Origin of the sequence: Flagellimonas sp. S3867, assembly GCF_014698935.1 — a bacterium.
Classification (GTDB): Bacteria; Bacteroidota; Bacteroidia; order Flavobacteriales; family Flavobacteriaceae; genus Flagellimonas.
On the sequence record NZ_JACVMN010000001.1, the window covers coordinates 115215 to 140334 of the forward strand.

The window sequence follows — 25120 nt, forward strand, 5'->3', positions numbered from 1 at the left end:
TTAAAATGAAGACTAAATTTTTAATGCTATTAGCAATAGGGGTTTCAACAATGGGATTTTCCCAAAAAGTTGAAATCAAGGCTGCGGAAAAGGCGCTAAAAGGAGGAGATGCTACCAGTGCAAAAACTTCCATTGATAGCGCCGCCTCATTGATCGATGCTGCTGACGCCAAGACCCAGGCGCAGTATTATGCTGTAAAAGGTAATGTTTATGCTGATCTGGCCAAAAAAGGAGATGCAACAGCATTTCAACCAGCCATTGATGCGTATAAAAAAGTAATATCTGTTGAAGAAACCAGCGGAAAGGCAAAGTATACCACAGTTGCCACACAAAGCCTTGCTCAAATAACATCCGATTTGATCAATGCTGCTGTTGAAGATAACAACAACAAAAAGTTTGATGATGCCGCTGACAAATTGTACTTAGGATATCAATTGAGTCCAAAAGATACACTGTACCTCTACTATGCGGCAAGTAGTGCTGTTAACGGACAAAACTATGAGAAAGCGTTGACCTACTACAACGAACTTAAAGATATAGGGTACGATGGAAGTGATGTTACATACACCGCGGTAAATATTGAAACCGGAGAGGTGGATACCATGGATAAAAATACAAGGGACCTTTATGTAAAAGCAGGAACCCACAAAGACCCAAAGGAGGAAAATAGCCCCTCTAAAACTGCGGAAGTTGTTAAAAATATCGCATTGATCTATCAGCAATTAGGAGATAACGACAAGGCTTTGGCGGCCTATGCCGATGCTAGAACCGTTGATCCAAATGATGTTAACCTTGTACTTGGCGAAGCCAATTTGCACTATGCAATGGGTGATAAGGATAAATTTAAAGTGTTGATGTCCGAAGCATCAGGAATGGAGCCAGATAATGCCGATTTACTTTATAACATTGGTGTAATCAATATGGAACAAGGTAATTTGGAAGATGCTAGAGACGCATACCGTAAAACCTTGGCTGTTGATCCAGGATATATTAACGCATTGCTGAACCTTTCCACAACTTACGTAAATGAAGGAAATGGTCTTATTGATGAAATGAATACGCTTGGAAGTTCTAGAGCTGACATTGCTCGATATGATGAGTTGAAAAGCCAAAAGGATGATTTGTTCCTTGAAGGTGCAAAAGTTTTGGAAGATGCTTTAAAATCCAACCCTGACAACCAGGGTGTGCTTTCTCAGCTAAAAAATATTTACGGAGCTTTGGGAGATACGGATAACTTTATGCGTATTAAAAAGCTTTTAGGAGAATAATCAATTGATTTTCCTCAAAAGAAGCCCCATTTTATGGGGCTTTTTTTATAGTATTTTTTTAATGACCCTAAGTTTGTGGGTATATAATTTTTCTTCGGTGTTGAATATACCGGTGTGGTCCAAACGGTCTATACGCACATGGCCATTGACATGTATAATATAGTTGTCTTTTAGAATAATTCCCACATGATCAATAATTCCCTCGTTATCATCAAAAAAGGCCAAATCACCTGGTTCACTTTCCTCAATAAAGCTTAAAGCTTCACCTTGTTTGGATTGGGCTTCGGCTTCCCGTTTCAACCCATATCCATTTATTTTATAAACCATTTGGGTAAATCCGGAACAATCAATTCCAAAAAGAGTTTTTCCACCTTTTTGATAAGGCGCCTTCAAATACAATAATGCTGTATCTGCCAGGTGTTCTTTCTTTAATTGACTATCTATTGAATTCCCTTCAAAAGTATGATTCAATAAATCGGCAACTGAAACTACCGAACCCAATAGAATTGGAAGTAACATTTCGTCCTTTGTATAAATGTGGGAAATGATGTCTGAAGCAACCTTGGTAGCAGTCTGTGTATTCAATCTTTCAAAATCATCCTCTTCAACGAATGTTATTTGATTATTGTATACCCAACCTTCGCATTGGTCATAAGCTACCCTGATACGACTCCAAAGCTTTCTTTTTTCCAAAACTTTGAAATGATCTCCGTATAAAAGTTGAGACACCATTTCAGTATTGTCATCCGAAGATATACGAATGGGAACAACGCTTAAATGGCATACTCCGTACTGCATCTGAAGTCGCTAAGCGAATTAATTTCTTTCAAGGATAATTGCGGAAGCACCTCCACCACCATTGCAAATTGCCGCAGCTCCTAACTTGCCATTGTTCTGCATGAGCACATTTAGTAATGTAATGGTAATTCGTGCCCCAGAACAACCCAGAGGGTGCCCCAAGGAAACGGCTCCCCCATTTACGTTTACATTGGAATCGTTTAGACCCAAAAGTTTCATATTGACAAGACCAACAACAGAGAAGGCTTCGTTGAACTCAAAAAAATCGATATCATCAATAGATACTCCAGCTCTATCCAATGCCTTGGGCAATGCCTTGGCAGGTGCGGTAGTGAACCATTTGGGTTCCTGTGCAGCATCTGCATAAGCTTTTATAGTGGCTAACGGACTTAGATTTAATTCCTTGGCCTTTTCCTCGCTCATAAGTACAACAGCAGCGGCACCATCATTAATTGTAGATGCATTTGCGGCAGTAACAGTACCCTCTTTGGTAAAGGCAGCGCGCAAAGCTGGAATCTTTTCCATTTTTACATTTTTGTATTCTTCGTCTTCGCTTACAATTACCGGCTCCCCTCTACGCTGCGGAACTTCCACGGGTACAACCTCATCAGCAAACTTACCTGCATTCCAAGCTGCCGCCGACCTTTCATAGGATTGAATCGCAAAAGCATCTTGATCCTCACGGCTAAAATCATGTTTAACCGCGCAGGCATCAGCGCAAACGCCCATCGCATTCTGGTCATAAACATCGACCAATCCATCCTTTTGCATACCATCAACCAAAGTGGTTGGACCAAACTTATGTCCATTGCGCATGTGTACGTAGTGCGGAATCAGGCTCATATTTTCCATTCCACCGGCAACAACAATCGAATTTTCGCCAAGAGCTATGGATTGTGCTGCTTGCATAATGGATTTCATTCCAGATGCACAGACCTTGTTGATCGTTGTGCAAGGAACTGAATCAGGTATCCCAGCATAAATAGCAGCCTGTCGAGCAGGTGCCTGTCCGGTGCCGGCCTGGACCACATTTCCCATTAAAACTTCTTCAACCTGATCGGGGTTTAAACCTATTTTCTCCAGAGCGCCTTTAATGGCAATTGCTCCCAATTTAGGGGCAGGAACACTGGACAAAGCGCCCATAAAACTACCTATTGGAGTCCTTACAGCGGATACGATTACGACTTTATTCATGTATGCATTTTTACTGTTGCGAAAATACTAAAATTAAATGCAATGCTTGTAGGTTTAATACCTGCCATACTTCTTATTTATATTTTCTATTTTTGAATCATTAGCGCATAGTATGGGAAAAACTTTAGATAATGTTTACAAGCATCAATCACTTGCCTACAAGTATTTTCTCTATGTAGTTACAGTCGCATTAATTGTGTTTTTCTTTCCTAAAGGGGGCAAGTTTAAATATGAATTTCAAAAAGGGAAACCTTGGCAATATGAGAACCTGTACGCTCCCATTGATTTTTCTATAAAGAAAACAGAAGAAGAGATTGTTAATGAGCAGCAATCCCTACGTGATAATAAGGTTGACTATTATTCATTTGATGACGCCATACCTTCAAGAGTAAAGGAACTTTTGGAAAATGAACTTCGTGGTTTTTCAGCAGCTAATAGTTTTTCCAATACGCAGAGTGAAATACTATTAAATACAGGAATTGACGTTGTTGACAGCGTGTACGCACTTGGGATTTTTAAGGAATTGCCAGCTGCAAGTTCCGTTTTGGTTATTAAAAATAACGAGGCAAAACTCTTGGGAGTCAACAGTTATTACAGCTTGGAACGGGCCAAAGAACTAGTCATCCGGATCCTTAATCAGAGAAACGATCGAATTGCTTCCATTCTTAAAAATGTAATGCCCAAAACATTGGAATCAAATCTGGTATACGATAGGGCACTTACAGAAAAGGCTTTGGCGGATGAATTGGGTAAAATTTCCTTTACCAGAGGCGAAGTGTCCGAAGGGAGTCTAATAATTGCCCAGGGAGAGGTGGTCGAAGCCGAAAACTTTAAAATATTAAACTCTTTAAAGGTTGAATTTGAATCTGAACTTTGGAGAGGCAACAACTACTACTTTATAATTTTGGGATATACCATTTTGGTGGCGCTGGTATTGATCATGCTGCTTCTTTTTTTAAAACGTTACCGAGAAAATATCTTTCAGAACAACAATAAGGTCACATTTATCTTTGTGAACATTGTATTAATGGTTTTGGCCACCACCCTTATGGTCAAGAACAATGAAAACTATGTTTATGTTGTACCCTTATGTATACTGCCCTTGGTGTTGAAAAACTTTTTCGATGCCAGATTGGGGCTATTTGTACATGTTTTAACCGTATTGCTATTGGGATTCGTAGTTCCCAACAGTTTTGAGTACATCTTTCTGCAAATTATTGCGGGAATAGTAACCATTTTAACGGCTTCTGAATTATATAAAAGAGCCAATCTCTTTATTTCAGTTGGGCAGATTACCCTAATATACATTGTTGGTTATTTTGCTTTTCATGCCATACATGAAGGCAATCTAGATAATATTGAATGGATTTTGTTCGGAGTTTTCGTGCTCAATGGATTGTTGACCCTGTTTGCCCAACCTTTGATTTATATCTATGAGAAAATTTTTGGTTTAATATCAGATGTTTCACTTTTAGAATTATCAGATACCAACTCCAAGCTTTTAAAAGAATTATCGGATAAAGCGCCCGGTACCTTTCATCATTCCCTTCAAGTGGCAAATTTGGCAGAAGCGGCCGCCAATGAAATTAATGCCAATGCCATGTTGGTGCGAGTGGGGGCTTTGTATCACGATATCGGTAAAATGAGCAATCCCACTTTCTTCACGGAAAATCAGATTACGAGCGTGAATCCGCATGACGATCTACCGCCACGGGAAAGTGCTAAGATTATTATTGACCATGTGATTCATGGAATTGAAATTGCAAGAAAAAATAAATTGCCAGACCGTATTATCGATTTTTTACGAACGCACCATGGCACTACACTGGTTTTCTATTTTTATAAACGACAACAAGAACTTGAGGGGGAGGCCAATGAAGCTAATTTTAGGTACCCAGGCCCGATACCATTCTCTAAGGAGACGGCAATTTTAATGATGGCGGATGCGGTCGAGGCCGCCTCAAAAAGTTTGAAGAACCCTACGTATTCCATTATAGATGAATTCGTGGAAAAAATTGTAAGAGGGCAGATGCAAGCCAACCAATTTTTAAATGCCAACATTACTCTTAAGGAAATTGAAAAGGTCAAAATGGTTCTGAAACAAAAATTGACCAATATTTACCATTTACGCGTGGAGTACCCCGAATAGTGCTGTTAATTAATTAGTTACGGAATGATTTTTGTGGTATATTTATTACAGTATATCCTTCAAAAATGAAAATAACTGCCTTCCTTTCGTATCTATTATTTTTTCTTTATTCCAGTTTAGTGATCTCGCAAGGAGACAAACACTATGCGAACAAATGGGAAACCTTTTCCTCGACCTTGTTTTTTCAGGAGGATATGGTCCGGGATTCATTAATCAATTGGCAAGAAGAAGTGCTCTTACATTTGTCAGATACACAACCAGAAGAAAAGCAAACACTGTTTTTTAAAAGTTATTTAAGAATAGGCAAGGATAAAATCCGAAGCAGTGCTAGCAAAGTGCTCATAGTGGACCTTGTTAATGATAATAACCAACTGGTGAAGCGGCAATTTCATCAAATTTTGGATGGTATGTCAACTGGGCAGTTGCAGCTTCCCAAAAACATAAAAAAAGGTGTGTATTATGTAAAAGCTTACACCAGATGGATGCGGAATTATGGCGAACAATTTTATGCCAAAGAGCGGATTCATGTTGGAGGTACAAGCAATGAGACAAATTCTCCTACTAAAAAAGAATTGGTGGTATACCCTGAGGGAGGCAACTTCATAGTTGGTCTTAAAAATCATATACTTTTCAAGGGTTCCGTTGATGGTGAAGGAGCTACTGGATCACTGGGTCATATTGTAGATGAAGAGCACCAAGTGGTTTCCACAATTAATATCATTAAAGACGACATGGGAAGTACTATTTTTGAACCAGAAAAAGGTAAAACATATTACGTTCAACGTGCCAACGGCGAAAAATATACCCTTCCTAAACCCCTTGATCAGGGCTTCCTTCTGCAAGTGAATAATCTTGATCCTAGTATTGCAAAAGTTAAGGTTACAGCTTCCACTGGTCTTGCAGGAAAAACAGTGATGTTGAAAGGAGTGCAAAAGGGGATAGTATATTTTGAACAGGAACTGGTGTTTAGTCAAAGTGCGATAGTCAATCTTGATTTACAAAAAAAAGCAATCCCTTCTGGAGTGTTGATGTTAAGACTGTTTGATGAAGCTGAAGAAGAAGTGGCAGTAAGACCAATTTGGATTGATGCGGAACAACTGAATATTACAGTGGACCAAATCCAGGATGAATCGGAAAGCAAAGTGTTCCAATTAAAGGTGTTGGACAGTAGAAATCAACCCGTTCAAACGGAATTGGCTGTTAGTGTTGACGGTTCCCATATAGACAATGACTTTGGCTCACCTAAATATGGGTCGTTTCAAGCAACCAGAAATCGTCGCTACGTTAAGGACATTGACCTAGTCCTTTCTAAAGGTGTGATAGATAAAAAAGGGGAGAAGGAAAAAATACCATCAACAATTCAGTTTCCAATACAAAAAGGATTGGAATTATATGGTTATGCGTATGATTTGGATAACAAATTACTCAAAAACACAACCATTCAAATATTGGCAAATTCTGAAAATGAGCCTTGGATAACAGAATTGGAGACAAACGCAAACGGACAATTAAGATTGGAAAATCTGCAATTTTATGGTAAAGCGGACATGGTTTTTAGAACAAAAGGTGCAGATACCAAATCTAGATTGGTCAAAATTGTGCCAATAGTCGAAGAAAAACAAGAACATTCAAAATCGTTGTCCAAGTTCAAAAAGAAACAAGGGAAAAAGCGACTTTTCGAGGCATCTGTTTGGCAACCTGTGGATACCACAAATTTAATTGAGTTGGATGAAGTACAGGTTAATGAAGAATTGATCAATTCTGAAAGGAATAATTCTTTGTATAACCTTGAACCTAACTCGACCATTTTTCAAAATCCAAAACAACCAATGCCTTTGGTAGATTTGGTGAGAAGAATACCCGGAATTTTGGTTACAGATGATGGGTTTAGAAAAAGTGTTCTGCACGTTAGGTCGTTTACCTCATTCAGATCAGTTATCCCACCATTGTGGGTTATTGATGGGACAATATTTAGGGGTAATCCAATAGATTTGATAACTGCACTTGAAATTGAAAGAATAGAATTTGTTATCGGACCAGAAGCCGCAATATTTGGCAGCAGAGCTACAGGCGGGGTTATTTTAATTTATACCAAGAGTGGAAGTGGGGTAAATTATGTCCCCAGAAAGGAAGGTCAATTGGTTTTTCAGGGATATGAACCCATTATTGGTTTTGATGAGTATGAAAGTCTGAAAAACTCACAAAAAATCAAAAAAGAGGACGCTGTTCTCTATTGGAATCCCAAATTAAGAACCGATGAAAATGGCGAGGTCATTGTAAAACTAAATCGACCTTTATCAACGGAAAAAGTCAGAATAAAGGCAACGACCGTTTCAAGAAATGGTAAGGCAGGCGCTATTGATGTTATTATAGATAATTAGATGACAGTTTGTGCCCTTTTGTTGATTATCAAACATTTCAAATTGTATTGACAAATCGCCAGATTGATTTCAGTAAAAAAACAAAAAAATAGTTGCGTTCTTTCAGATGAAAAGGTACATTTGCATCCGCATTTTCAAGATGTACGTTCATAATAAAATGTTAGGAGAGGTGCCGGAGTGGTAACGGAGCAGATTGCTAATCTGTCGACGCGTAAGTGTCGCATGGGTTCGAGTCCCATTCTCTCCGCAATTTTTCTTAAAGATTAAATAGATAATCATTCGGGGTGTAGCGTAGCCCGGTTATCGCGCCGCGTTTGGGACGCGGAGGTCGCAGGTTCGAATCCTGCCACCCCGACGAAAGCCGAATCGTAAGGATTCGGCTTTTTAATTTAGGATTATTAAGGTCGCGTAGCTCAGCTGGATAGAGCATCTGCCTTCTAAGCAGACGGTCGCAGGTTCGAATCCTGCCGCGATCACCAGTATTCATAGGGCCTCAGAGAGTTTCTCTTTCTGAGGCTTATTTTTTTGCAAACAATTTGCAAACACTTAAGATAAGGCTATAGATTTAACATTTTTTAACACAATGGATGTATCATTCAGATTTAAGCGAGTGAAACGAAGTTTCACGCTGCAAGCCCCAAATCTTGCCCTAACTAATACTACTGAGCGAGGTGTCATTCCTTAATTTGCTGTAAAAAAATCTAGTACTTATTGGAGGTTTCAGAGGTTTTACAGTAAATACCCATTTTGGTAACCATGAAATAAAGCAGCTTTCAATTCCAAATCAAACTTAATTCACGATTATCAATTTCTGCAATAAAATCATGTTTTTGCAACAAACTTTTTCAATGTTTTCTGCATCTACCAGAGTTTTTGCAACAAAAAACAGAATACACTGCTGGCAACTGAAAATTAGTAAACACATTGATTTTACTAGCTTTTTGGCCAGAAATTGAGCAACGTAGCATCGCTTTAGCGTGCTACCCTCTCGCTATACAAAATTGGCCTACTTCATAGTCCAAATTTTGAATACCTAAACGGCTTCCAGAAACAAAAAGTAGAATGCGCCCTATCGGATTTTTGTTTGACGCTTATCTACCCCGAACACTACAAAAATCGGATAGGAACCGTGCGCAAAGTTTTTAGGTAAGGATTTGGGGTCATAATGGATAAAGTGCGGTATCTTTTTGTCCTAAAAATCGTTCGATTTATGCGACTTTTAAAAAGTGGCATAAGCTAGGAATGTATATTTTACCACAGTTTGCTATTTGAGCGATTATTTGTTTCAAATACTGTTACCCTTATGTAGCAAAAATATCGTTAGCATCCTTAAAACTTTTGAACTCCAACATATACCCATTGGGGTCTTGGACCAAAAACGAAAGATGCTCTCCTGTTTGATCTTCCATGAAGGTGGCTTCTGTGGTCACTTCAAGATCCATTTTAAAGAGCCGGGTATAGAGCTCCCCCCATATATCTACGGTCACTATTACTCCAAAATGAAAAGATGGCAAAATAAAATCATCAAGTTTATAATTTTTAAAATCAAAATTAAAATAACCTGCTTGCGTAAAGGTTAGCTGGTTTCCATACAAATCAATATCCAACCATTTCTCAGTACTTCTTCCTAATCTGGCCCTTATAATATCTATATAAAAGGCCCTGGTTTCCTCAATATTTCTACAGGGCAATGCGAGGTGAAACTTGGCGTTCATAATTGTCTTTGCTTTTTTGTTTTCTTCCTATGTTCTTAAAATATGCCTTTGTGGCCATACGGTCTGATTTATCCATAAACTCAACTGCTTTCTTCCAATTCAGCCAAAGCACCGTTTCGAATTTATGTTTTTCCAAAACCTTGATTTTTGACGGCTTTAAACTGATATAATAGTAATTTTTGTTTATGATTTCTGTATCCGTTCGCTTAATGTGGGACAAGTAAAATTGAACCTGTTCTTCAATAAGCTTCAGCGTTATTTCTTCACCTGTTTCCCTAACAAGGGCCTCTTCTTCGGTTTCTTTTCTTTTTTTAACACCTCCGGGCAAGGTATATATAATGGGCTTACCAACTTTTTTAAGTACCATGATCTTGGTTCCACTAACAGCCAGTAATCTTGACTTGACTATTTTTTTCATATTCCTTTGTTTGTTGAAAGGGGGCAGGAAAAATAGCCTACCCCCAAAGGTTTGAGTTAGTTAACCAAATCAAGGTTTACAATGATATAAATATCGTATTCCTCATCATTTTCGTCAATTTCCGTATCCATCCAATAGGTAATCTCAAATTTCTTTCCTACAAACTTTTCCGAATCCAGATTATATTTCTTTGAAGCTTTTACATCAATATCTGAAAACTCGTACTCCAACTCATCATCATCAATAAATGTGTAAACGCCCTCTTCTATACCAACATAAGCGGCTTCGATGATAAATTCCTGAGTTTCCGGTTCGTTGACCAAAGCTGCCAACAGGGTAAAAATGATAAAAACTGTTTTCATGTTTCTATGTTTTAAAAAGCGGTCTTTTTTAGCCCATCAACTTATTCTTCCTCAAAATCTTTGGACTCAGTAATATTTATTTCGTCCTCGGGCGATTCTTCATCATATTCCTCCATGGCCATGGTCAATCGCTTACTTACTTTTACCAAGTACAGGGTGTCTTCTGTTTTGACCTCAATGCATTCCACCCATTCTCCTTGGGCGTTTCTGAAACTTATGATATCCCGATCTCCGTACCCATCGGCATATTTTTCCATGATAAGATCTAGGATATCCTTGTTCAATTTCTTATAATCTACAATTACTCGTTTTAGGGCATTGTTTCTCTTACTCTCTTTCATGATCACATGTTTAATAGGTATGCAAAAACCAATGGGGCCACTATTGTGGCATCACTTTCAATTATGAATTTTGGGGTATTTATGTCCAGTTTTCCCCATGTAATCTTTTCGTTTGGTACAGCTCCCGAATAGGAACCATAACTTGTGGTGGAATCACTTATCTGACAGAAATAGCTCCAGAAGGGCGTATCGGTCTCATCCAGGTCTTGGTACAACATCGGAACCACACAAATTGGAAAATCGCCTGCAATTCCTCCTCCTATCTGAAAAAATCCAATGCCATTTTTGCTATTGTTCATGTACCAATCTGCCAAGAAGGTCATGTACTCAATTCCCGATTTCATGGTGCTCGCCTTAAGTTCTCCTTTGATGACATAACTGGCAAAAATATTTCCCATGGTACTGTCTTCCCAGCCGGGAACAACCATGGGCAAGTTGGCCTGGGCAGCAGCAAACATCCACGAGTGTTGTATATCTATTTCATAATGTTCCTCTAAAACACCGGACAACAACAATCGGTACATGAACTCGTGCGGAAACAAACGTTCCCCATTTTCATCGGCCTGCTTCCATATCTTATAGATATGTTTCTGCAAACGGCGGAACGCTTCTTCTTCTGGGATGCAGGTGTCAGTAACCCGGTTGAGCCCACTTTCCAACAAATCCCATTCATCTTGTGGGGTCAAATCACGATAATTGGGTACCCTTTTATAATGCGAGTGGGCCACCAAGTTCATAATATCTTCCTCTAAATTGGCTCCTGTACATGATATGATATGCACCTTTTTAGTACGGATGATTTCGGAAAAAATCTTACCCAGCTCTGCTGTACTCATGGCCCCGGCCAACGACACCAACATTTGGGACCCCTGCTCCAATTGGGCTTCATAACCCTTGGCCGCATCAACTAGGGATGCGGCATTGAAATGCAAAAAGTGTTTCTCCAGAAACTGGGAAATTTCCCCTTTATTTTTCATCGAATTGTTCTCCATTCCTTTCAAATTTTTCAAAATTGTAGGGTTGTTCATATTCATCCTCAACTTCTTCCATGTTCTGTTTGAATTTGTAGCTCAACATTTTGTAGTAAAGTTTTGCGGCCAAAAAATCTGAGGATTTCTCCTTTTCATTAGGGCAGAGTTCCACTATATCAAAACCAACTACATTGCATTCGTCAAAAATTCGTTTTAGAAATTCAAGGGTTTCGTACCAAAAAAGTCCTCCGGGTTCAGGTGTTCCGGTGGATGGAAGAATTGAGGGGTCCAGAGCATCCAAATCAAAAGTTATATAAACATTGTCCGTCATCAAATCCAAAACATTGTCCATCCAATAATCATCGGACATTATTTCATGAGCAAAAAAGACATGATCGCGGTTCATGACCGATACTTCCGATCGATCCATGCTACGAATACCTACTTGAACCAAATTTGTAGTCTGAGAGGCTTCATACAAAGCGCAGGCGTGATTGTATTTGGAGCCATTGTATTCCTTTCGTAAATCAGCATGTGCATCAATTTGGAGTACTGTCAGTCCTTGATATGCTTCATTGAACGCCCTAATGGCGCCTATGGAAATGGAATGCTCCCCACCAATCATGGTGACCATTTTTCCTCGGCTGATAAAATCTTTTACCTCCTTATGCACAGTATTGACCATGTTTTCCGGTGAATCGAACCCATCCAAGGTCTCGGTCAAATAAATTCCCTCCCGATATACTTCGCTATCGGTTTCAATATCATAGAGCTCCATATTTTCTGAAGCTTCCAAAAATGCTTCTGGGCCTTTATCGGCCCCTTTTCCCCAAGTACTGGTGCCATCGTAGGCCGCCGGGATCAACACCAGCTTGGACTTTTCCGCGGATGCATACTCCTCGGGTATTCCAGCATAGGTTCTTGTTAGTTTCATCTTGATTATAGTTTATGGTTGATAGACCATTTTTTTGTTTCTTAAAATTATGGGTTCTGAAACCTTCGGTTTGCCGTAGCCCAAAATGGAAAGAAAGTCTCCAGCGGTCTGCTGTTCGGCAAAAACACGGGTCTTTAGGTTTCCTTCAACATCTTTATCTATTAAAATATGCTTGGGCTGGGGAATCAAACAATGTTGTAAACCACCAAAACCACCTATGGTCTCTTGGTAGGCTCCTGTATTGAAAAAACCTACATATAATGGCCGTTCCTTTTTGAACTTGGGAAGGTAGATGGCGTTCATATGTTGCTCCGAATTGTAATAATCGTCACTGTCGCATGTTAGCCCCCCCAACAACACCCTTTCGTATTCCTCGTTCCAGCGATTAAGGGCGAGCATGATAAATCGCTTGCTAATGGCCCATGAATCTGGAATGGTTGTTATGAACGAGGAATTGATCATGTTCCACTTCTCACGGTCGTTCTGCTGTTTTTGATACAGGATTTGATAAATGGCCCCACCACTCTCACCCACAGTGAAGCTGCCAAACTCGGTAAAGATTTCTGGAACCTCAACATTTGCTTCTCGGCATGCCTGATTGATTTGGTTAACAATCTCATCCACCATATACTCGTAATCGTAATCAAACGCCAGTGAGTTTTTAATGGGAAAGCCTCCACCAATATTCAAGCTATCCAGTGTAGGGCATATTTTCTTTAGGTTGATGTATACTTTAAGACATTTTAAAAGCTCGTTCCAATAATAGGCCGTGTCCCTAATTCCTGTATTGATAAAAAAGTGGAGCATTTTTAGCTCAACTCTTGGATTGTCCTTAATGGCCTTTGAATAAAATGGAACTATATTCTTATAGCCAATACCCAATCTTGAGGTATAAAACTCAAATTTGGGCTCTTCTTCAGAGGCAATTCGGATTCCCACCTTGAAGTTTCCTTGAATTTCATTCCCAAGTAGATCAAGTTCTTCAAAATTATCAATGATAGGGATGCAGTTTTTGTGTCCTTTGTTTATGAATCGGGCAATTTTTTCAACATATTCATCCCTTTTGAAACCGTTGCACAGAACATAGGTCGAATCTGAAATCTTGCCCTCCGCTTTTAAGTGTTCCACAATATCAATATCGAACGTAGAGGAAGTCTCGATGTGGATATCGTTCTTGAGCGCTTCGTTCAGAACGTGTTCAAAATGTGAGCTCTTGGTGCAATAGCTATAATGGTAAGTACCGGAATAGCCATGTTTATGGATTGCGGTCGAGAACCACTTTTTGGCCCGTTGGATATTCTCGGATATTTTTGGGAGATAGGTGAACTTAAGGGGTGCTCCATAATGGTGAATCAATGCCATTAGATCAATCCCATGAAAGTGCAAATTGTTTTCCGCAAGCTGAAACTCCCTTTGCGGAAAATCGTAGGTCTGTTCGATCAAATCGATGTATTTGGTCTTCATCTGTATTTCGCATTAATAAAAAAGTGATTAAGGGTCGTGGAAATTGACCAATCTCAAATGCGGAATACATAAAACCTATCAGGCGTAGAACCAAAAAATCGTAGATACAACCTACGGTAAGAAGAAAACATTTCGGAAGTCAGCCCTATTATTCGGTGTCCTATCCCTAAGACGGCTTTTTGGGTAGACTTCCTTATCCCCATTGGCCCGAATTTGAAAGAAGTTTTCAAAATAAAAGGCAATGCGTCCGATTAGGTGGACTCATTTACTTAAAGTAAACATAGTAAAAAAATCAATCCAGTATCTGTTTTTGAAAATTTTTTAGAACTATCTACTAGATTCTGGTTAGTCTTTATTGGTTCCTTAAAATGGCCGTTTTACAGGACTATTCCAGGAAAAGCTGACTATTTTATTTGAATGTCCCATCCTTGGTCTCATTTAATAGTTTCGTTAATTAACCTTTTATGGGACGCCTATTTCATTAAAAAGGATTAAAATGTACTGCACAAAGGCGAAACTTGGTTTAGTTATATAGCAGCCACTAACTTTTCATTATAATCATCTAGAATATTAGTTGGTAAGGACTTCAAATAAATCTGTGTAGTATTCAGTTTGCTGTGCCCCAGCATGGCAGAAATGGCTTGCAGGGGTACATCATTTAACATTGCTTGGGTTGCAAAACTGTGCCGTGAAACATAAGTGGTCAATTTCTGTTCAATACCACATAATTCTGCGATAGTCTTTAAACCCCTATTATAACGTTGACGTTCCCATGAGATTTCCCGCTCTTGTAAAGCGGGATCTTCTCGTTTAATAATTGGAAAGATATAGCTGTCCCTGGATTTTCCCATAAGATATATATTTAGAATTTCTGCAAGTTGATCGGTAATTTTTATGTCATATAATTTACCAGTTTTCTTTCGCCTAAATTTTATTCGATCATTGATTATATTATCCACTTTTAAATGGGCCATATCAGTGAAGTTCATGCCATACAACAAAAAGGAGCAGATAAAATAATTACGGTATCGGAACAAGACCATGTCCTTGGGAAGTTCCAAAGTAATTATCTTTCTAATGTCTTCTATGGATAATGCTCTTTTCTCTGTAGGCGTCTGACGAATAGTGTAATGAATAAACGGGTATGCTTCGCTTTCAATTAAACCTGCCTTGATACCTTTATTATAAATAGCCTTAATGGCTCTTAAATATGAAGACAGACTGTTTACACTATTTCCTTTTGCGTAATGGTAGCGTTCAAATCGTTTAATGAAATCATAATTAAGCTCATTGAACTTTAAGTCCTTTCCCTTAGTAAAAGTTTTTAAAACAGATACTATGCCGGAGTAGTTCCTGGCAGTGCCATAACGATGAGCTGCCTTCAAATCTTCAGCTAAAGATTCACCATATTTATAAAAGGAATCATAGGTGCTATTTCTGGTTATTCTATTTTTAACCTGGGTAATTGACAAATAGTTGAGTTTGCCTTTATCATACAATTGATTAATAATGTCATTGGCCCTAGCTTCCTCTTTCAGAAGTAACGTATTCAACCTTGCAATAGAATCTACTTTGGTGTACGTTTTTTTTATAGTACATTTTCTGGAGTCCCAATATTTTTCTAATATTGAATATCCCGTAGAAATTGATGTAGTTTTTCGAAGGTGGGTGAGGCGAAAAATGATAGGGTAGGAGCCATCTCTTTTTGCTCTTCTAGTATCTAATAAAAGGGTTAAATACGTCCTCATATTCTTCAAGGTACTAAAAAAATTTGCAAACAATTTGCAAACAAAAGCTTGATATCAAATGACATGGTTTGATATTATATCTTATTTAAATGTCTAAAAATCAATTGATTATATTGAATTTTCCATTTTGAAGAAATGAGCTTACGGGCACTTCTAAGCAGACGGTCGCAGGTTCGAATCCTGCCGCGATCACAGGTAATAATTAAGCCTCAAAAGTGTTTCACTTCTGAGGCTTTTTATTATTTACACTTTGACTTTCCTTCAAAGTACTCTTGCACCTAATGGTTGTATGATCATGCAAAGAAGAAATTCCATATTAAGGTTTTAGGTAATCAAATGTATTCACAACCTCATATTTCAGACTCCGTTTCATAAACTCGTTCAAAAATGCTGTGTGACTGCCTCCCGATAATATAAATACCCTGTCCTTTTTTGTGAGCGGTAATCGGTTGAGGTTTGAATAGATTCTGAGGTTTCTTTGATAATATTTTGCAGCCTCGTCAGCGCCTTCAAAACTATTTTTGGTCCCGACATAAGTCAAAATATCGGCATTGGCGGTAATGAGAAAATCCAAAAATTTTGGATGGTTCATCCGAAAAAGTTTTTCTTTTAAGGACAATCCTTCTTCAAATATGTTCAAACCGGGAATAGCTTTGAACGGGTCGGATTGAAATTCATTATAAGTGACAGAATCAATCGCATTGATCAACTCGGTGTTGATGTTATAATTGTATTCCATTCTATGGTCAATCCCATATAATTTATCTATATCGTTTATTCTTCCCACCTCAAAGGCAACCAACCCGACTTCACCATAATATGTTGATGTTTGTTTTGGGTTATTTAAATATTGGTCGTACTCTTTGTTTAATTCCTCGTTTTCACTAATAGGTACTTCGACGCATATAACTGTGGGTTTGAAGCGGGATATGATTGTTGCTATTTCTTCTGCATCTTGCTGATTTTTTTGGCTTTCCGCATCAAATTCAATGCTAGCCGCATCGGAGGTCGTATTCATATGGAAAGTCGCAAAATTTAGGACTTTTATTTTATCCGATTCAATTTCAATTACGATTTCCTTTGAAGTTGTTTTATCTACTATTTGTTCTTTTTGATTGCAGCTATAAAAGAATAAAATTGCTATAAAAAATAAGTTTTTCATTGTTGATCTATTGGTCAATGTTTATCTCGAAATAGGTGTTTATTATATTGTAATGCTGTACTTGAGAAAAAGTTTTACTATTAATATGGACGCAAAAATTGACTGAATGGTTGTCTTTCGAATTTTTTAATTTTCTCTTTTGACCGATAGTTACAAAAATTGGCATTCAAATCTCTTGTTCATTGTAATTCGTGCCAACTCTAACTTCTGTTTAAGATGTTGGGCATCAATGGTGTTTCCGTTGTTTATACAATTGGTAATATCCCCAAGCGGCGACACTCCCGATGAAAGAAAATACGGCCAACATCCAAAACACATGCTGATGTCCTTCGGCCCCCGGGGAGTTATCTAAGAGATAGCCCATTGCGGGCCCTGCAAATATGTCCGGGGTATATCCTATCAGTGAAATAAGGCCCACAGCCGTTCCGGTAAGAACCAAGGGAATCTGACCTTCCCTCATTACGGCAAAGTATAAGGAGCGAGCAGCATACACACCTGCTGCAATGATTAAAATTGATATAAAAAACAAAATTGTTGCCGAATGCGAAATCATTCCTGTAGCGAACAATAGTGCACCGAAAAATGAAACCACAAAACTTACGACCAGCCAGTATGTAGTTTGTGTACGGTCTGCCAGTATTCCAATAAGTACTCCGATAACCGGCCGGATATATAATAAAAAAGTGCCCACCTGAGCTGATTGCACTTGATCATAGAGCATTACGTCTTGTGCATACAATGAAAAAACATCGGTGATTTTGTAACCCACATAAGCACATAGAATTATAATCATTAACAACCATACGGAAGGTAACCGTGAGACTTCTTTTATTTGTGAGATCGTGATTTTCTCCAAAATAATCTTCTTTTCCGATTGAAGGTCCATTTTCATGAAGAGCCACACCAATAGCCCTACCATGAAAACAATTCCGGAAGATATCAGAATCACATACTTAAAGGCCGCCCTATTTTCAACGACTGTAGCCTGTGAAACATCTGTAGTTATAAACCATGAAAAAATAAGTACACCCATAGTTCCGAACAGCGCTCCCACTAAACCACGCCCTCCATCCAAAAAACCGAAAGCCTTTCCTTGGGAAGTGGACCCGCCCCATACGCGGGTTGCCTTGATCATCGGAGCCCAGAATAAAAATATTGTTGTAAAACCCCAATAACCATAAAGTGCTTTTAATACTTCGTAACCGGGAAAAGTGGCATAGACCAATCCCCCCAGGGCCGTCATCCATAGCGCTACTGCGATTAATTTTCTTGGAGGGAGCTTATCGGCCAAAGGGCCTCCAAAAAGGTAAGATAACAATGCTATTATTCCATATACGGAGAAACATATTCCTAATTGTGTATTGTCCAAGTTAAATACCTCCAGGACTGTGGGCCTGAACACTCGTGAAAGAACAAATGGAAGAATAAATACAGATTCCCCTGCCAAAATGAGTAGTAGGAGAAAGTGCCAAGGCGCTTTTTTTTGATTCATGGAGTTTTGTGAACTAAACTTTTATACCTGACGATATTCATAACTCCCTAAAAATAGCACTTTGCTTTGATTTCCAAACTGGAAACACTGGAGTAATTGGATGTTCGCTCTGATATCAACTTTTTTATTCTAAACTTTGGATGTAAATAGAAGCTTCCAAAAAATTTCTCCGGGTTTTATAATTTTTTTCCTTGGTAAAATCTACATGTATTATTTCTCCAAACCCAGAATGTTTTTCAATCGAATAAATTGCTTTTAAAATGGAAGGAAAACTACCTCTAAGAGTGAAATTATAGGTAATAAAGTTAGTTTCATTCTGTTTGGAAATATGTGCAGGATTATAATCTATGAGCGAAAGTTGGTTTTTGGAAACCTCTTGATTAATGATTCGCAACAAATTATTCTCCATCGAGGTATTGTTGATGTTTAAATCTTGCAGTACCGTATCCAAATACGCTTCTTTTTTGGACAACAACGACAACTGTTGGGGGATGTTTTTATATAAACCTTCCTCTTTAGTTAAAGCTCCATATTCCCTTTTTAATGCCAAAGTATTGGAAATAGCTAATTTATAGCACAACAAGAGCGACAACAAAATCAATAAGATCAATACTATATTCTTTTTCCTAAAACCCGATAGCATTAATTTGAATTTTAAAGTTTGAACTGTTTCGGCTTTTATAATCGAAATCTTTGGTCTCAATGGACTTCACCCATTCAAATGTCTCAAGCTGGGTAAGCCATAAAGAGAAATCTTCACTGTTTGTACTGGTGCCCATCACCATTATTTTATGCTCCAATAATTCAATGGGTTTTGATTCTTGCGGTGGTTTTTTAAATGGCTGATAGAGTAGTCTTGTCAACAAAATACTTGATGGCACGGTAGCTCCAATTTTATCAAGGTAAAAGGATGCTTTCGAATTGGAAACGGATAATACCGCGTCTACCTTTTTTTCCTTTTCGGCAACTTTTTGCTGCATAACAAGAAGACTGTTTTTATTGGTGGTGCTGTAGGACAAATTATCTTTTAGGGATTGTACGTTGTTAAAATAAAAATTGAAGAACAAAAAATTTACAAGCAATAGAATCAATATAAATGCCAATGAAGAACGCAAAAGAATATAAAAAACTCGTTTGTTTTCAAACGCTCTACGCAGACTTTTAACGATGGCGCCAAAGTTGGAATCAGTATCAACTGAATTAAATAGAAATTCTAAAACCCCAGAAAAGGCTAACAAAGCTGAATTTTCAACGTTCAGACCGTTGATATTATATGTTGATGGCTGAATGCTTTTTGTTTTCGTAATTGCAATTTCATTACCAGAATTTTGTGGTAGTCTTATTTCCTCGGAATTGGTAAAAACTACATCCTTATTAAGATAATCGAGGATTGTACGTAGCGAACAAGCACCCAAAGAAAAGCCTACCACGCTAAACTTAAGTTCTTGAAGTTGCTCCAAATAGGCGCCGATAGTACTTTTTTTAACAACACTTATTACAGACTGATTCTTTAGTTTAGAAATCTGAAAATAGAAATTATCCAGATTCAAACCTGGGAATTTGTTTTCAACAGCCGCTCGGCCTTCATATTTTGATTTAATTTCCAATGTTTTGGTTATAACGTCGGCTGCATTATATACCACATATATGGGAGTTGCGTTTTTAGCAAATTTTGAAATATGGCCAAGGTCATTAAATGTTTGACTATCAGTAATATCAAGTTCTCCTTTTTTTCTTTTAACCTCCAATAGGCGAAACGAGATGCTTTCATCAATCTGATAGACCTCTAAAGCATAAGAGGTAATTCCTTTGGAGAAATATGTTTTTAAAAGATCAAACACTAATAGATAACTGTTGGTTTAATAAGAATGGTCAACTTTTGTCTGGAGTCTTCTCTTCTTCTTTTGCTGAACAACCACTTAATAACGGGTATCCTGGCCAAAAAAGGAACACCGCTACCAGAATCGTTTTTCACTTTTTCTTCAAGTCCTCCCAATATGGCCAAATCTTGATTTTGCATTCGAATAATAGAACTGAATTCCCTTGAGGTCAGCCCAGGAGGTGCATCTTCGTCGATACGTTCAGAACTAAAATCAGACTGTATCACATTAATGTCCAAAGTAACCTGTCCGTTCCCAGAAACCAATGGTTTTATACTTACAGCCAATTCGGCATCTATAGGTTGAAAGTTGCGTATCTCTGAAGCTGTGGGTATCTGCGACCCAAAAAAGTTCTGACTTGTGACAACATAATATGTGGTTTCTCCAATGGAAAGATTGGCACGATGCCCGTTTAAAGTAGAAAGTTTGGGTGTTGATTTTATTTTGATATTACCGTTGGCTTCCATGGCCTTGATTGTGGCAAAAAACTCTGGAACCACACGCCCAATGTTAAAGGAACCGAAGCCATCAAAGCCTCCTATGATTTTATTGACAGTTTTTGCCCCCAAGGTCAAATCGGTCTGTGGAAAGATTCCCCCTGTGGTTTCAACCGGCTCATCTCCAATTCCCCAACTAATTCCGGTTTCAATAGTTGCCGATTTCCTTACTTCGATGATCATAACCTCAATCAACACAACCGGAACGGGTCTATCAATCTGTTTTATGAATTTTTTGAACCTGTTAATGCTAGCTGCAGGTCCACTTATCAAAAAGCTGTTCAGTTCATAATCAATTTTAATGTCCAGATCGGCAACCACATCATCAGGCAGAATGCTGACTATAGCCTCGGCATTGGAGGAATAATCACCAAACTGGTTGTTTTGGGTATTGATTCTTCGGGTGTTGTTGGAGTTTTGCCTTAAGTTCCCTTGGTTGTTTCCAAATCCATTGGCTTCATTTTGAAATCCTCCTCCCCCCACATAATTGACTCCACCTGTAATAGTTCTTCCAGCTGATCTTCCATAGCCAGTGGACTGCATCGGGTCTCCTAAAAGCTCTACGGACCGATGCATCATTTGGACAATTTCCAATTTCCTTACACTTAACTGGTCAGCGGTGCCAAAGAAATAGCGATCATTTTCTTTTTTAAATGTAAAATTTGAACTGTTTAGATTGGGAGCGGGTATTGCGGCCGCCCTGCCTTGATTTTGATTGCGATTTCTGTTTTGTGGTTGCACATTTTGCTGTCCATTAGTAGCTGCGCCAACAGTGGGTTGAACGGTTTCGCTTTCAAATATTTTTGTCAGCAGTTCATCGTAATAGATTTGTTTTGCCTTGAAGGTGACGTTACCCGCTTCAGTCAGCGGAGTTGCCACATAAACATCCAGATCTAAATCCAAACTAATTTCTTGCACAATGTCGGCAATAGGAACATTGTTAAAATCTACATCCAATATTCTATTTACGGTATCCAATACCTGATAGTAAAAGTTCTCACCAGCAATACCGCTACGAGAAGCTCGCCCATTGTTAGCATCAGTGTTGTCTGCTTGGTCAAACAAGTAGAATCCATCCCTTGATTTGGAATAGGTAAGATTATTGGCCTCTGCAATATTTTTCATGGCAAGATCCAACGGAACATCTTTAATGTAAATGGACAAAGGTATATTCTCCATTCCTTTGGAATACAATAGGTTTTGTCCGGAAACGTCTATGATTTTTCGGAACGCCTTTCCCAGAGGGTCCCCTTTTAAATCCATGGAGATTAGATTGTTCAAGGCATCAAAACTTACAAGTGCTTCCCTTTCTGGAATGATTTCAGGTGGGGGCTGATATTTAAGAATGGAAAGAATGTTTCCGGTGAAATTAATATCCAGTCCATATTGTTTGCATAAGAAGACCAGCAAATCCGCTACGGTAACATTGGAGAAATTATTAACGATGTTTATTCCCTGTAAACTGGGGTCAATGTTGAGGTTTATTTTATGAACCTGTGAAACCGCCAGGAGAAAATTGGATAATGATACACTGTTTACATTGATGTCGAGTTTTAGGTTTTCAGAAAGTCCCGGATTATCAACGGCCAGCGACTCCAGGTTGTTCTGGATATTTTGTATCCGCGTTTCTTCTTCTTGTGAAAAAGCAAAAAGGGACAAGGCTAAAAAAATGAATATGAGGTTCTTCTTCATGCGATCAGTTGGTTAATAGGGGATATATTTCCTCCACCGAGGTAATGCCCTTTTTCATCAAGGAAAGTGCATTGTCCTTTAAGGTCTTAATTTGTTGTTCTTCAAAATATTCTTGTATGTCTAGAACATTGTTCTTTATATGCGGAATCAATGATTTATTTATGGGGATAATCTCATAAATGGCCTTTCTTCCATTGTAACCTGTATGGTGACATTCTTGACATCCAACCGGGGAAAAATGAAACTTCAAGTCTTTTGGAGGATCAAAACCTTCAGGAAACAACTCGTTTTCAATAACATCTTGTCTTTTACATTGGGAACAAAGCTTCCTAACCAAACGTTGGGCAACGCTGATGTTTAAAGTACTGGCTATAAGAAATGGGGGAATGCCCATATCAATCAATCTTGAAATGGTGGCCCATGCAGAATTGGTGTGTATAGTTGATAGTACCAAATGGCCCGTTAAGGCCGCTCTAATGGCCATATTGGCCGTTTTCACATCACGGATCTCACCGACCATTATAATATCTGGGTCTTGACGCAAAAATGTACGTAAGGCACTGGCAAAGTCCAATCCAATATTTTCTTTCAGCTGTACCTGGTTAACTCCTTCCAGCGTATATTCAATAGGGTCTTCAATGGTTAAGATATTGGTCTTTGCATCGTTCAACAGTTTTAATGTGCCATAAAGCGTGGTGGTCTTTCCTGAACCCGTGGGCCCTGATATTAAGACAATTCCATTGGGATTTTTAATTCCCTCTTTATATCGACGAAGTTCGGGCGCATTAAAACCCAAATCTTCCAAACTTACCGATTGAGTATCCTTGTTTAAAATCCGTAGCACAATTTTTTCGCCAAAAAGCGTGGGCAGCGATGAGACCCTGATATCAAACTCTGTATCGTTATGCTTTACGGTAATTCTCCCATCTTGGGGCAATCTTTTTTCTGCGATGTCCAAACCTGCCCTTATCTTGATCTTATTTACGATGGTTGGATATTCATGTATGGGTACGTTGAACTGCTCTACCAATTTCCCATCCAAACGAAAACGAACCCTGCACTGGGTCTCATAGGGTTCAAAATGAATATCGCTACTTCCAATGGCCTTGGCATTGATCAATATTTTTTCTAGAAAATCGGGAGTATAGTGAAGTTCACTATTTTGGCTAACCTTGGCCTGTCGGTAATTGGCGGTCAAAAAGTCCTGAAGCAGTGAAGATTCCAATGTTTCCAATTTCAGAGGGAATTCCAAAACGATACGCAATTCGGATATCAGGCCCTCCAAGGATGTAGAATCCGTATAAAAAGTTAGTACTCCATCCAGCTTTTCTTTGGGAACAATTCTATAATGAAATGCCTGCTCAGCAGAAATACGTTGCACAAGTTCTGGTGCCAATCGTAATTTCTTTTCCTTAATATCCATATAGCGGTGGAGATTGAAAAATTAGGTTATATATGAAAACCAAAATGAGAAATAAACCCATCAATCCAGCCAATGGAACGGTCCGTAGGTGCAATCTTTTTTTAGAAACAAGAAATAAGAGTAATGCAAATAAAATGGCATTTGCAAAGAGGATAACAAATGTTACCGTTGGAAAACCCAAAGCGAAGGCATAAAAAAACAAAATATCGCCCAGCCCTAAACCATGGTTTAAAAATTTCTTTTTGATTATAATCCGGGTAAACAAGTACAGCACACTTATGATCACTGAAACAAATAGCGTATTTAACAGGATATAATTAAAAAAGGCCAAAGGAGCGGCAGTATTTAAAAAATGAACAAGCCCTAATAGAATTATGACCAAAGGAAACAGAAACCAATACACTTTACGTTCCTTGAAATCCTGAACTGTAATGTAGCCTAAACAAATCATGGTCAAAATTGTTAATGCAGCGGTCAATCTTTCGTAATTTGCTTAGGGTTACCGTTTTCATCTACTTCCCACACATTGAACACACCATCTCCATCAAAATCGGTAATAGCCTCTGCTCTGGCTTTAAAGGTGGCGTTATCGGCGCTCAAAATTTCATATACATAATTGGCAGTTCCGTTTTCCTTAACAGTTCTGGGAGGTTCAAAGTCCAATTCCCCCATCACATGGGAATATTTACTGTGCATATACCTATAGGTAGTCTGCGCATTGTAAATGGCTTTTAACTGCACCTGCGCCTCAACACTTTTTGCCTTGGAAATCAACGGCATTAAGTTGGGAAGTGCCAATAAAAGAAGTATGCCAATTATTGCCAGTACAATAAGAGTTTCTTGAAGATTTATGGCTGGGATCTTTGTTTTGGGGAAGGGAGCGCGCTTTTTTTTCATACCATACATGGTTACTCTGGCATCTATTATTTTTTAGTATCTGTTGATTTTAATCCTACCTGAAATGTAATTTTTTTCTTGTAATTATCTATGGAATATTCGATAAATATTTTCAGATTAACAATTCAAAAAGTTATCAACAGATTGAAAAGGGTTTAAGCTTTTAGTTATCAGTAAGTTGAATATTCTTAATGGACTTTATTGATATTTGAAATCATAATTATTCACAAAACACCTTGAAAAAGTTTAGAATAAAAAGGTAATTTTCTTACATAAATTGAATTTTAACCCTAACCTCATTTCAAGTGATGCCCACAACCTCAATTAAAAAAAC

Annotated in this window: 21 protein-coding genes and 3 tRNA genes; 6 read left to right on the forward strand and 18 right to left on the reverse strand. The window is 38.4% G+C overall.

Features of this window, described 5'->3' with window-relative positions:
* Nucleotides 1–5 precede the first annotated feature (5 nt).
* Nucleotides 6–1268, forward strand: coding sequence for a tetratricopeptide repeat protein (locus IAG46_RS00545; RefSeq protein ID WP_190808372.1), 1263 nt, complete (start codon nucleotides 6–8; stop codon nucleotides 1266–1268).
* A gap of 45 nt (nucleotides 1269–1313) precedes the next feature.
* Here IAG46_RS00545 and IAG46_RS00550 read toward each other — a convergent pair whose 3' ends face one another.
* Together IAG46_RS00550 and IAG46_RS00555 are read right to left on the reverse strand one after the other, a co-directional pair.
* Nucleotides 1314–2066 carry a C40 family peptidase gene (locus IAG46_RS00550; RefSeq protein WP_190808373.1) on the reverse strand — a complete coding sequence of 251 codons (753 nt, stop codon included), beginning with the start codon at nucleotides 2064–2066 and terminating at the stop codon, nucleotides 1314–1316.
* Nucleotides 2067–2084: 18 nt separating this feature from the next.
* On the reverse strand, nucleotides 2085–3260 hold the full coding sequence (locus IAG46_RS00555) for an acetyl-CoA C-acyltransferase (protein ID WP_190808374.1): 1176 nt from the start codon (nucleotides 3258–3260) through the stop codon (nucleotides 2085–2087).
* 112 nt (nucleotides 3261–3372) lie between these two features.
* Here IAG46_RS00555 and IAG46_RS00560 point away from each other — a divergent pair, with 112 nt between their 5' ends.
* The 5 genes from IAG46_RS00560 (at nucleotide 3373) to IAG46_RS00580 (ending at nucleotide 8269) form a co-directional block, all read left to right on the forward strand.
* A complete protein-coding gene (locus IAG46_RS00560; protein ID WP_190808375.1) occupies nucleotides 3373–5409 on the forward strand; it encodes an HD family phosphohydrolase in 2037 nt (678 codons plus the stop codon).
* Nucleotides 5410–5474: 65 nt separating this feature from the next.
* Nucleotides 5475–7790, forward strand: a complete 2316-nt coding sequence (locus tag IAG46_RS00565) for a TonB-dependent receptor (RefSeq protein ID WP_190808376.1) — start codon at nucleotides 5475–5477, stop codon at nucleotides 7788–7790.
* Nucleotides 7791–7953: 163 nt separating this feature from the next.
* Nucleotides 7954–8037, forward strand: a tRNA-Ser gene (locus tag IAG46_RS00570).
* 33 nt (nucleotides 8038–8070) lie between these two features.
* A tRNA-Pro gene (locus IAG46_RS00575) sits at nucleotides 8071–8145 on the forward strand.
* A 47-nt stretch (nucleotides 8146–8192) separates the two neighbouring features.
* Nucleotides 8193–8269: transfer RNA gene (locus IAG46_RS00580), tRNA-Arg, on the forward strand.
* Between the two features lie 822 nt (nucleotides 8270–9091).
* Here the strand turns inward: IAG46_RS00580 and IAG46_RS00585 are convergent.
* The 16 genes from IAG46_RS00585 to IAG46_RS00660 all read right to left on the reverse strand — a co-directional run bounded on the left by IAG46_RS00585 (nucleotide 9092) and on the right by IAG46_RS00660 (nucleotide 24786).
* Nucleotides 9092–9505 (reverse strand): VOC family protein, encoded by a 414-nt coding sequence (locus IAG46_RS00585; protein WP_190808377.1) that lies wholly within the window; start codon nucleotides 9503–9505, stop codon nucleotides 9092–9094.
* Nucleotides 9471–9923 (reverse strand): NUDIX hydrolase, encoded by a 453-nt coding sequence (locus IAG46_RS00590; RefSeq protein WP_190808378.1) that lies wholly within the window; start codon nucleotides 9921–9923, stop codon nucleotides 9471–9473. Before IAG46_RS00590 ends, IAG46_RS00585 begins: the two co-directional genes overlap by 35 nt.
* Nucleotides 9924–9979: 56 nt before the next feature.
* Nucleotides 9980–10285 carry a hypothetical protein gene (locus IAG46_RS00595; RefSeq protein ID WP_190808379.1) on the reverse strand — a complete coding sequence of 102 codons (306 nt, stop codon included), beginning with the start codon at nucleotides 10283–10285 and terminating at the stop codon, nucleotides 9980–9982.
* 41 nt (nucleotides 10286–10326) lie between these two features.
* On the reverse strand, nucleotides 10327–10626 hold the full coding sequence (locus IAG46_RS00600) for a hypothetical protein (RefSeq protein ID WP_190808380.1): 300 nt from the start codon (nucleotides 10624–10626) through the stop codon (nucleotides 10327–10329).
* Between the two features lie 2 nt (nucleotides 10627–10628).
* The gene (locus IAG46_RS00605; RefSeq protein ID WP_190809720.1) at nucleotides 10629–11603 is read right to left on the reverse strand and encodes a deoxyhypusine synthase family protein; all 975 of its coding nucleotides are present in this window, start codon (nucleotides 11601–11603) and stop codon (nucleotides 10629–10631) included.
* Complete coding sequence (gene speB, locus IAG46_RS00610) at nucleotides 11593–12531, reverse strand: agmatinase (RefSeq protein WP_190808381.1); 939 nt, start codon at nucleotides 12529–12531, stop codon at nucleotides 11593–11595. The genes IAG46_RS00605 and speB overlap by 11 nt, the downstream gene beginning before the upstream one ends.
* Before the next feature lie 12 nt (nucleotides 12532–12543).
* Nucleotides 12544–13995, reverse strand: a complete 1452-nt coding sequence (locus IAG46_RS00615) for an arginine decarboxylase (protein ID WP_190808382.1) — start codon at nucleotides 13993–13995, stop codon at nucleotides 12544–12546.
* A gap of 527 nt (nucleotides 13996–14522) precedes the next feature.
* Nucleotides 14523–15743 carry a site-specific integrase gene (locus tag IAG46_RS00620; RefSeq protein ID WP_190808383.1) on the reverse strand — a complete coding sequence of 407 codons (1221 nt, stop codon included), beginning with the start codon at nucleotides 15741–15743 and terminating at the stop codon, nucleotides 14523–14525.
* Nucleotides 15744–16059: 316 nt separating this feature from the next.
* Nucleotides 16060–16905, reverse strand: coding sequence for a DUF5694 domain-containing protein (locus IAG46_RS00625; RefSeq protein WP_190808384.1), 846 nt, complete (start codon nucleotides 16903–16905; stop codon nucleotides 16060–16062).
* Between the two features lie 226 nt (nucleotides 16906–17131).
* Nucleotides 17132–18397: an MFS transporter gene (locus tag IAG46_RS00630; RefSeq protein ID WP_190808385.1), complete on the reverse strand. Its 1266-nt coding sequence runs from the start codon at nucleotides 18395–18397 to the stop codon at nucleotides 17132–17134.
* A gap of 124 nt (nucleotides 18398–18521) precedes the next feature.
* On the reverse strand, nucleotides 18522–19040 hold the full coding sequence (locus IAG46_RS00635) for a hypothetical protein (protein ID WP_190808386.1): 519 nt from the start codon (nucleotides 19038–19040) through the stop codon (nucleotides 18522–18524).
* Complete coding sequence (locus IAG46_RS00640; RefSeq protein ID WP_190808387.1) at nucleotides 19024–20238, reverse strand: hypothetical protein; 1215 nt, start codon at nucleotides 20236–20238, stop codon at nucleotides 19024–19026. Before IAG46_RS00640 ends, IAG46_RS00635 begins: the two co-directional genes overlap by 17 nt.
* Entirely contained in the window at nucleotides 20238–22466 is a 2229-nt protein-coding gene (locus IAG46_RS00645; protein WP_190808388.1) for a type II secretion system protein GspD, read from the reverse strand. The genes IAG46_RS00640 and IAG46_RS00645 overlap by 1 nt, the downstream gene beginning before the upstream one ends.
* 4 nt (nucleotides 22467–22470) lie before the next feature.
* Nucleotides 22471–23889, reverse strand: a complete 1419-nt coding sequence (locus IAG46_RS00650; protein ID WP_190808389.1) for a GspE/PulE family protein — start codon at nucleotides 23887–23889, stop codon at nucleotides 22471–22473.
* Complete coding sequence (locus IAG46_RS00655) at nucleotides 23879–24367, reverse strand: hypothetical protein (RefSeq protein ID WP_223826531.1); 489 nt, start codon at nucleotides 24365–24367, stop codon at nucleotides 23879–23881. The genes IAG46_RS00650 and IAG46_RS00655 overlap by 11 nt, the downstream gene beginning before the upstream one ends.
* The gene (locus tag IAG46_RS00660) at nucleotides 24364–24786 is read right to left on the reverse strand and encodes a general secretion pathway protein GspG (RefSeq protein WP_190808391.1); all 423 of its coding nucleotides are present in this window, start codon (nucleotides 24784–24786) and stop codon (nucleotides 24364–24366) included. The genes IAG46_RS00655 and IAG46_RS00660 overlap by 4 nt, the downstream gene beginning before the upstream one ends.
* Nucleotides 24787–25120: the final 334 nt, after the last annotated feature.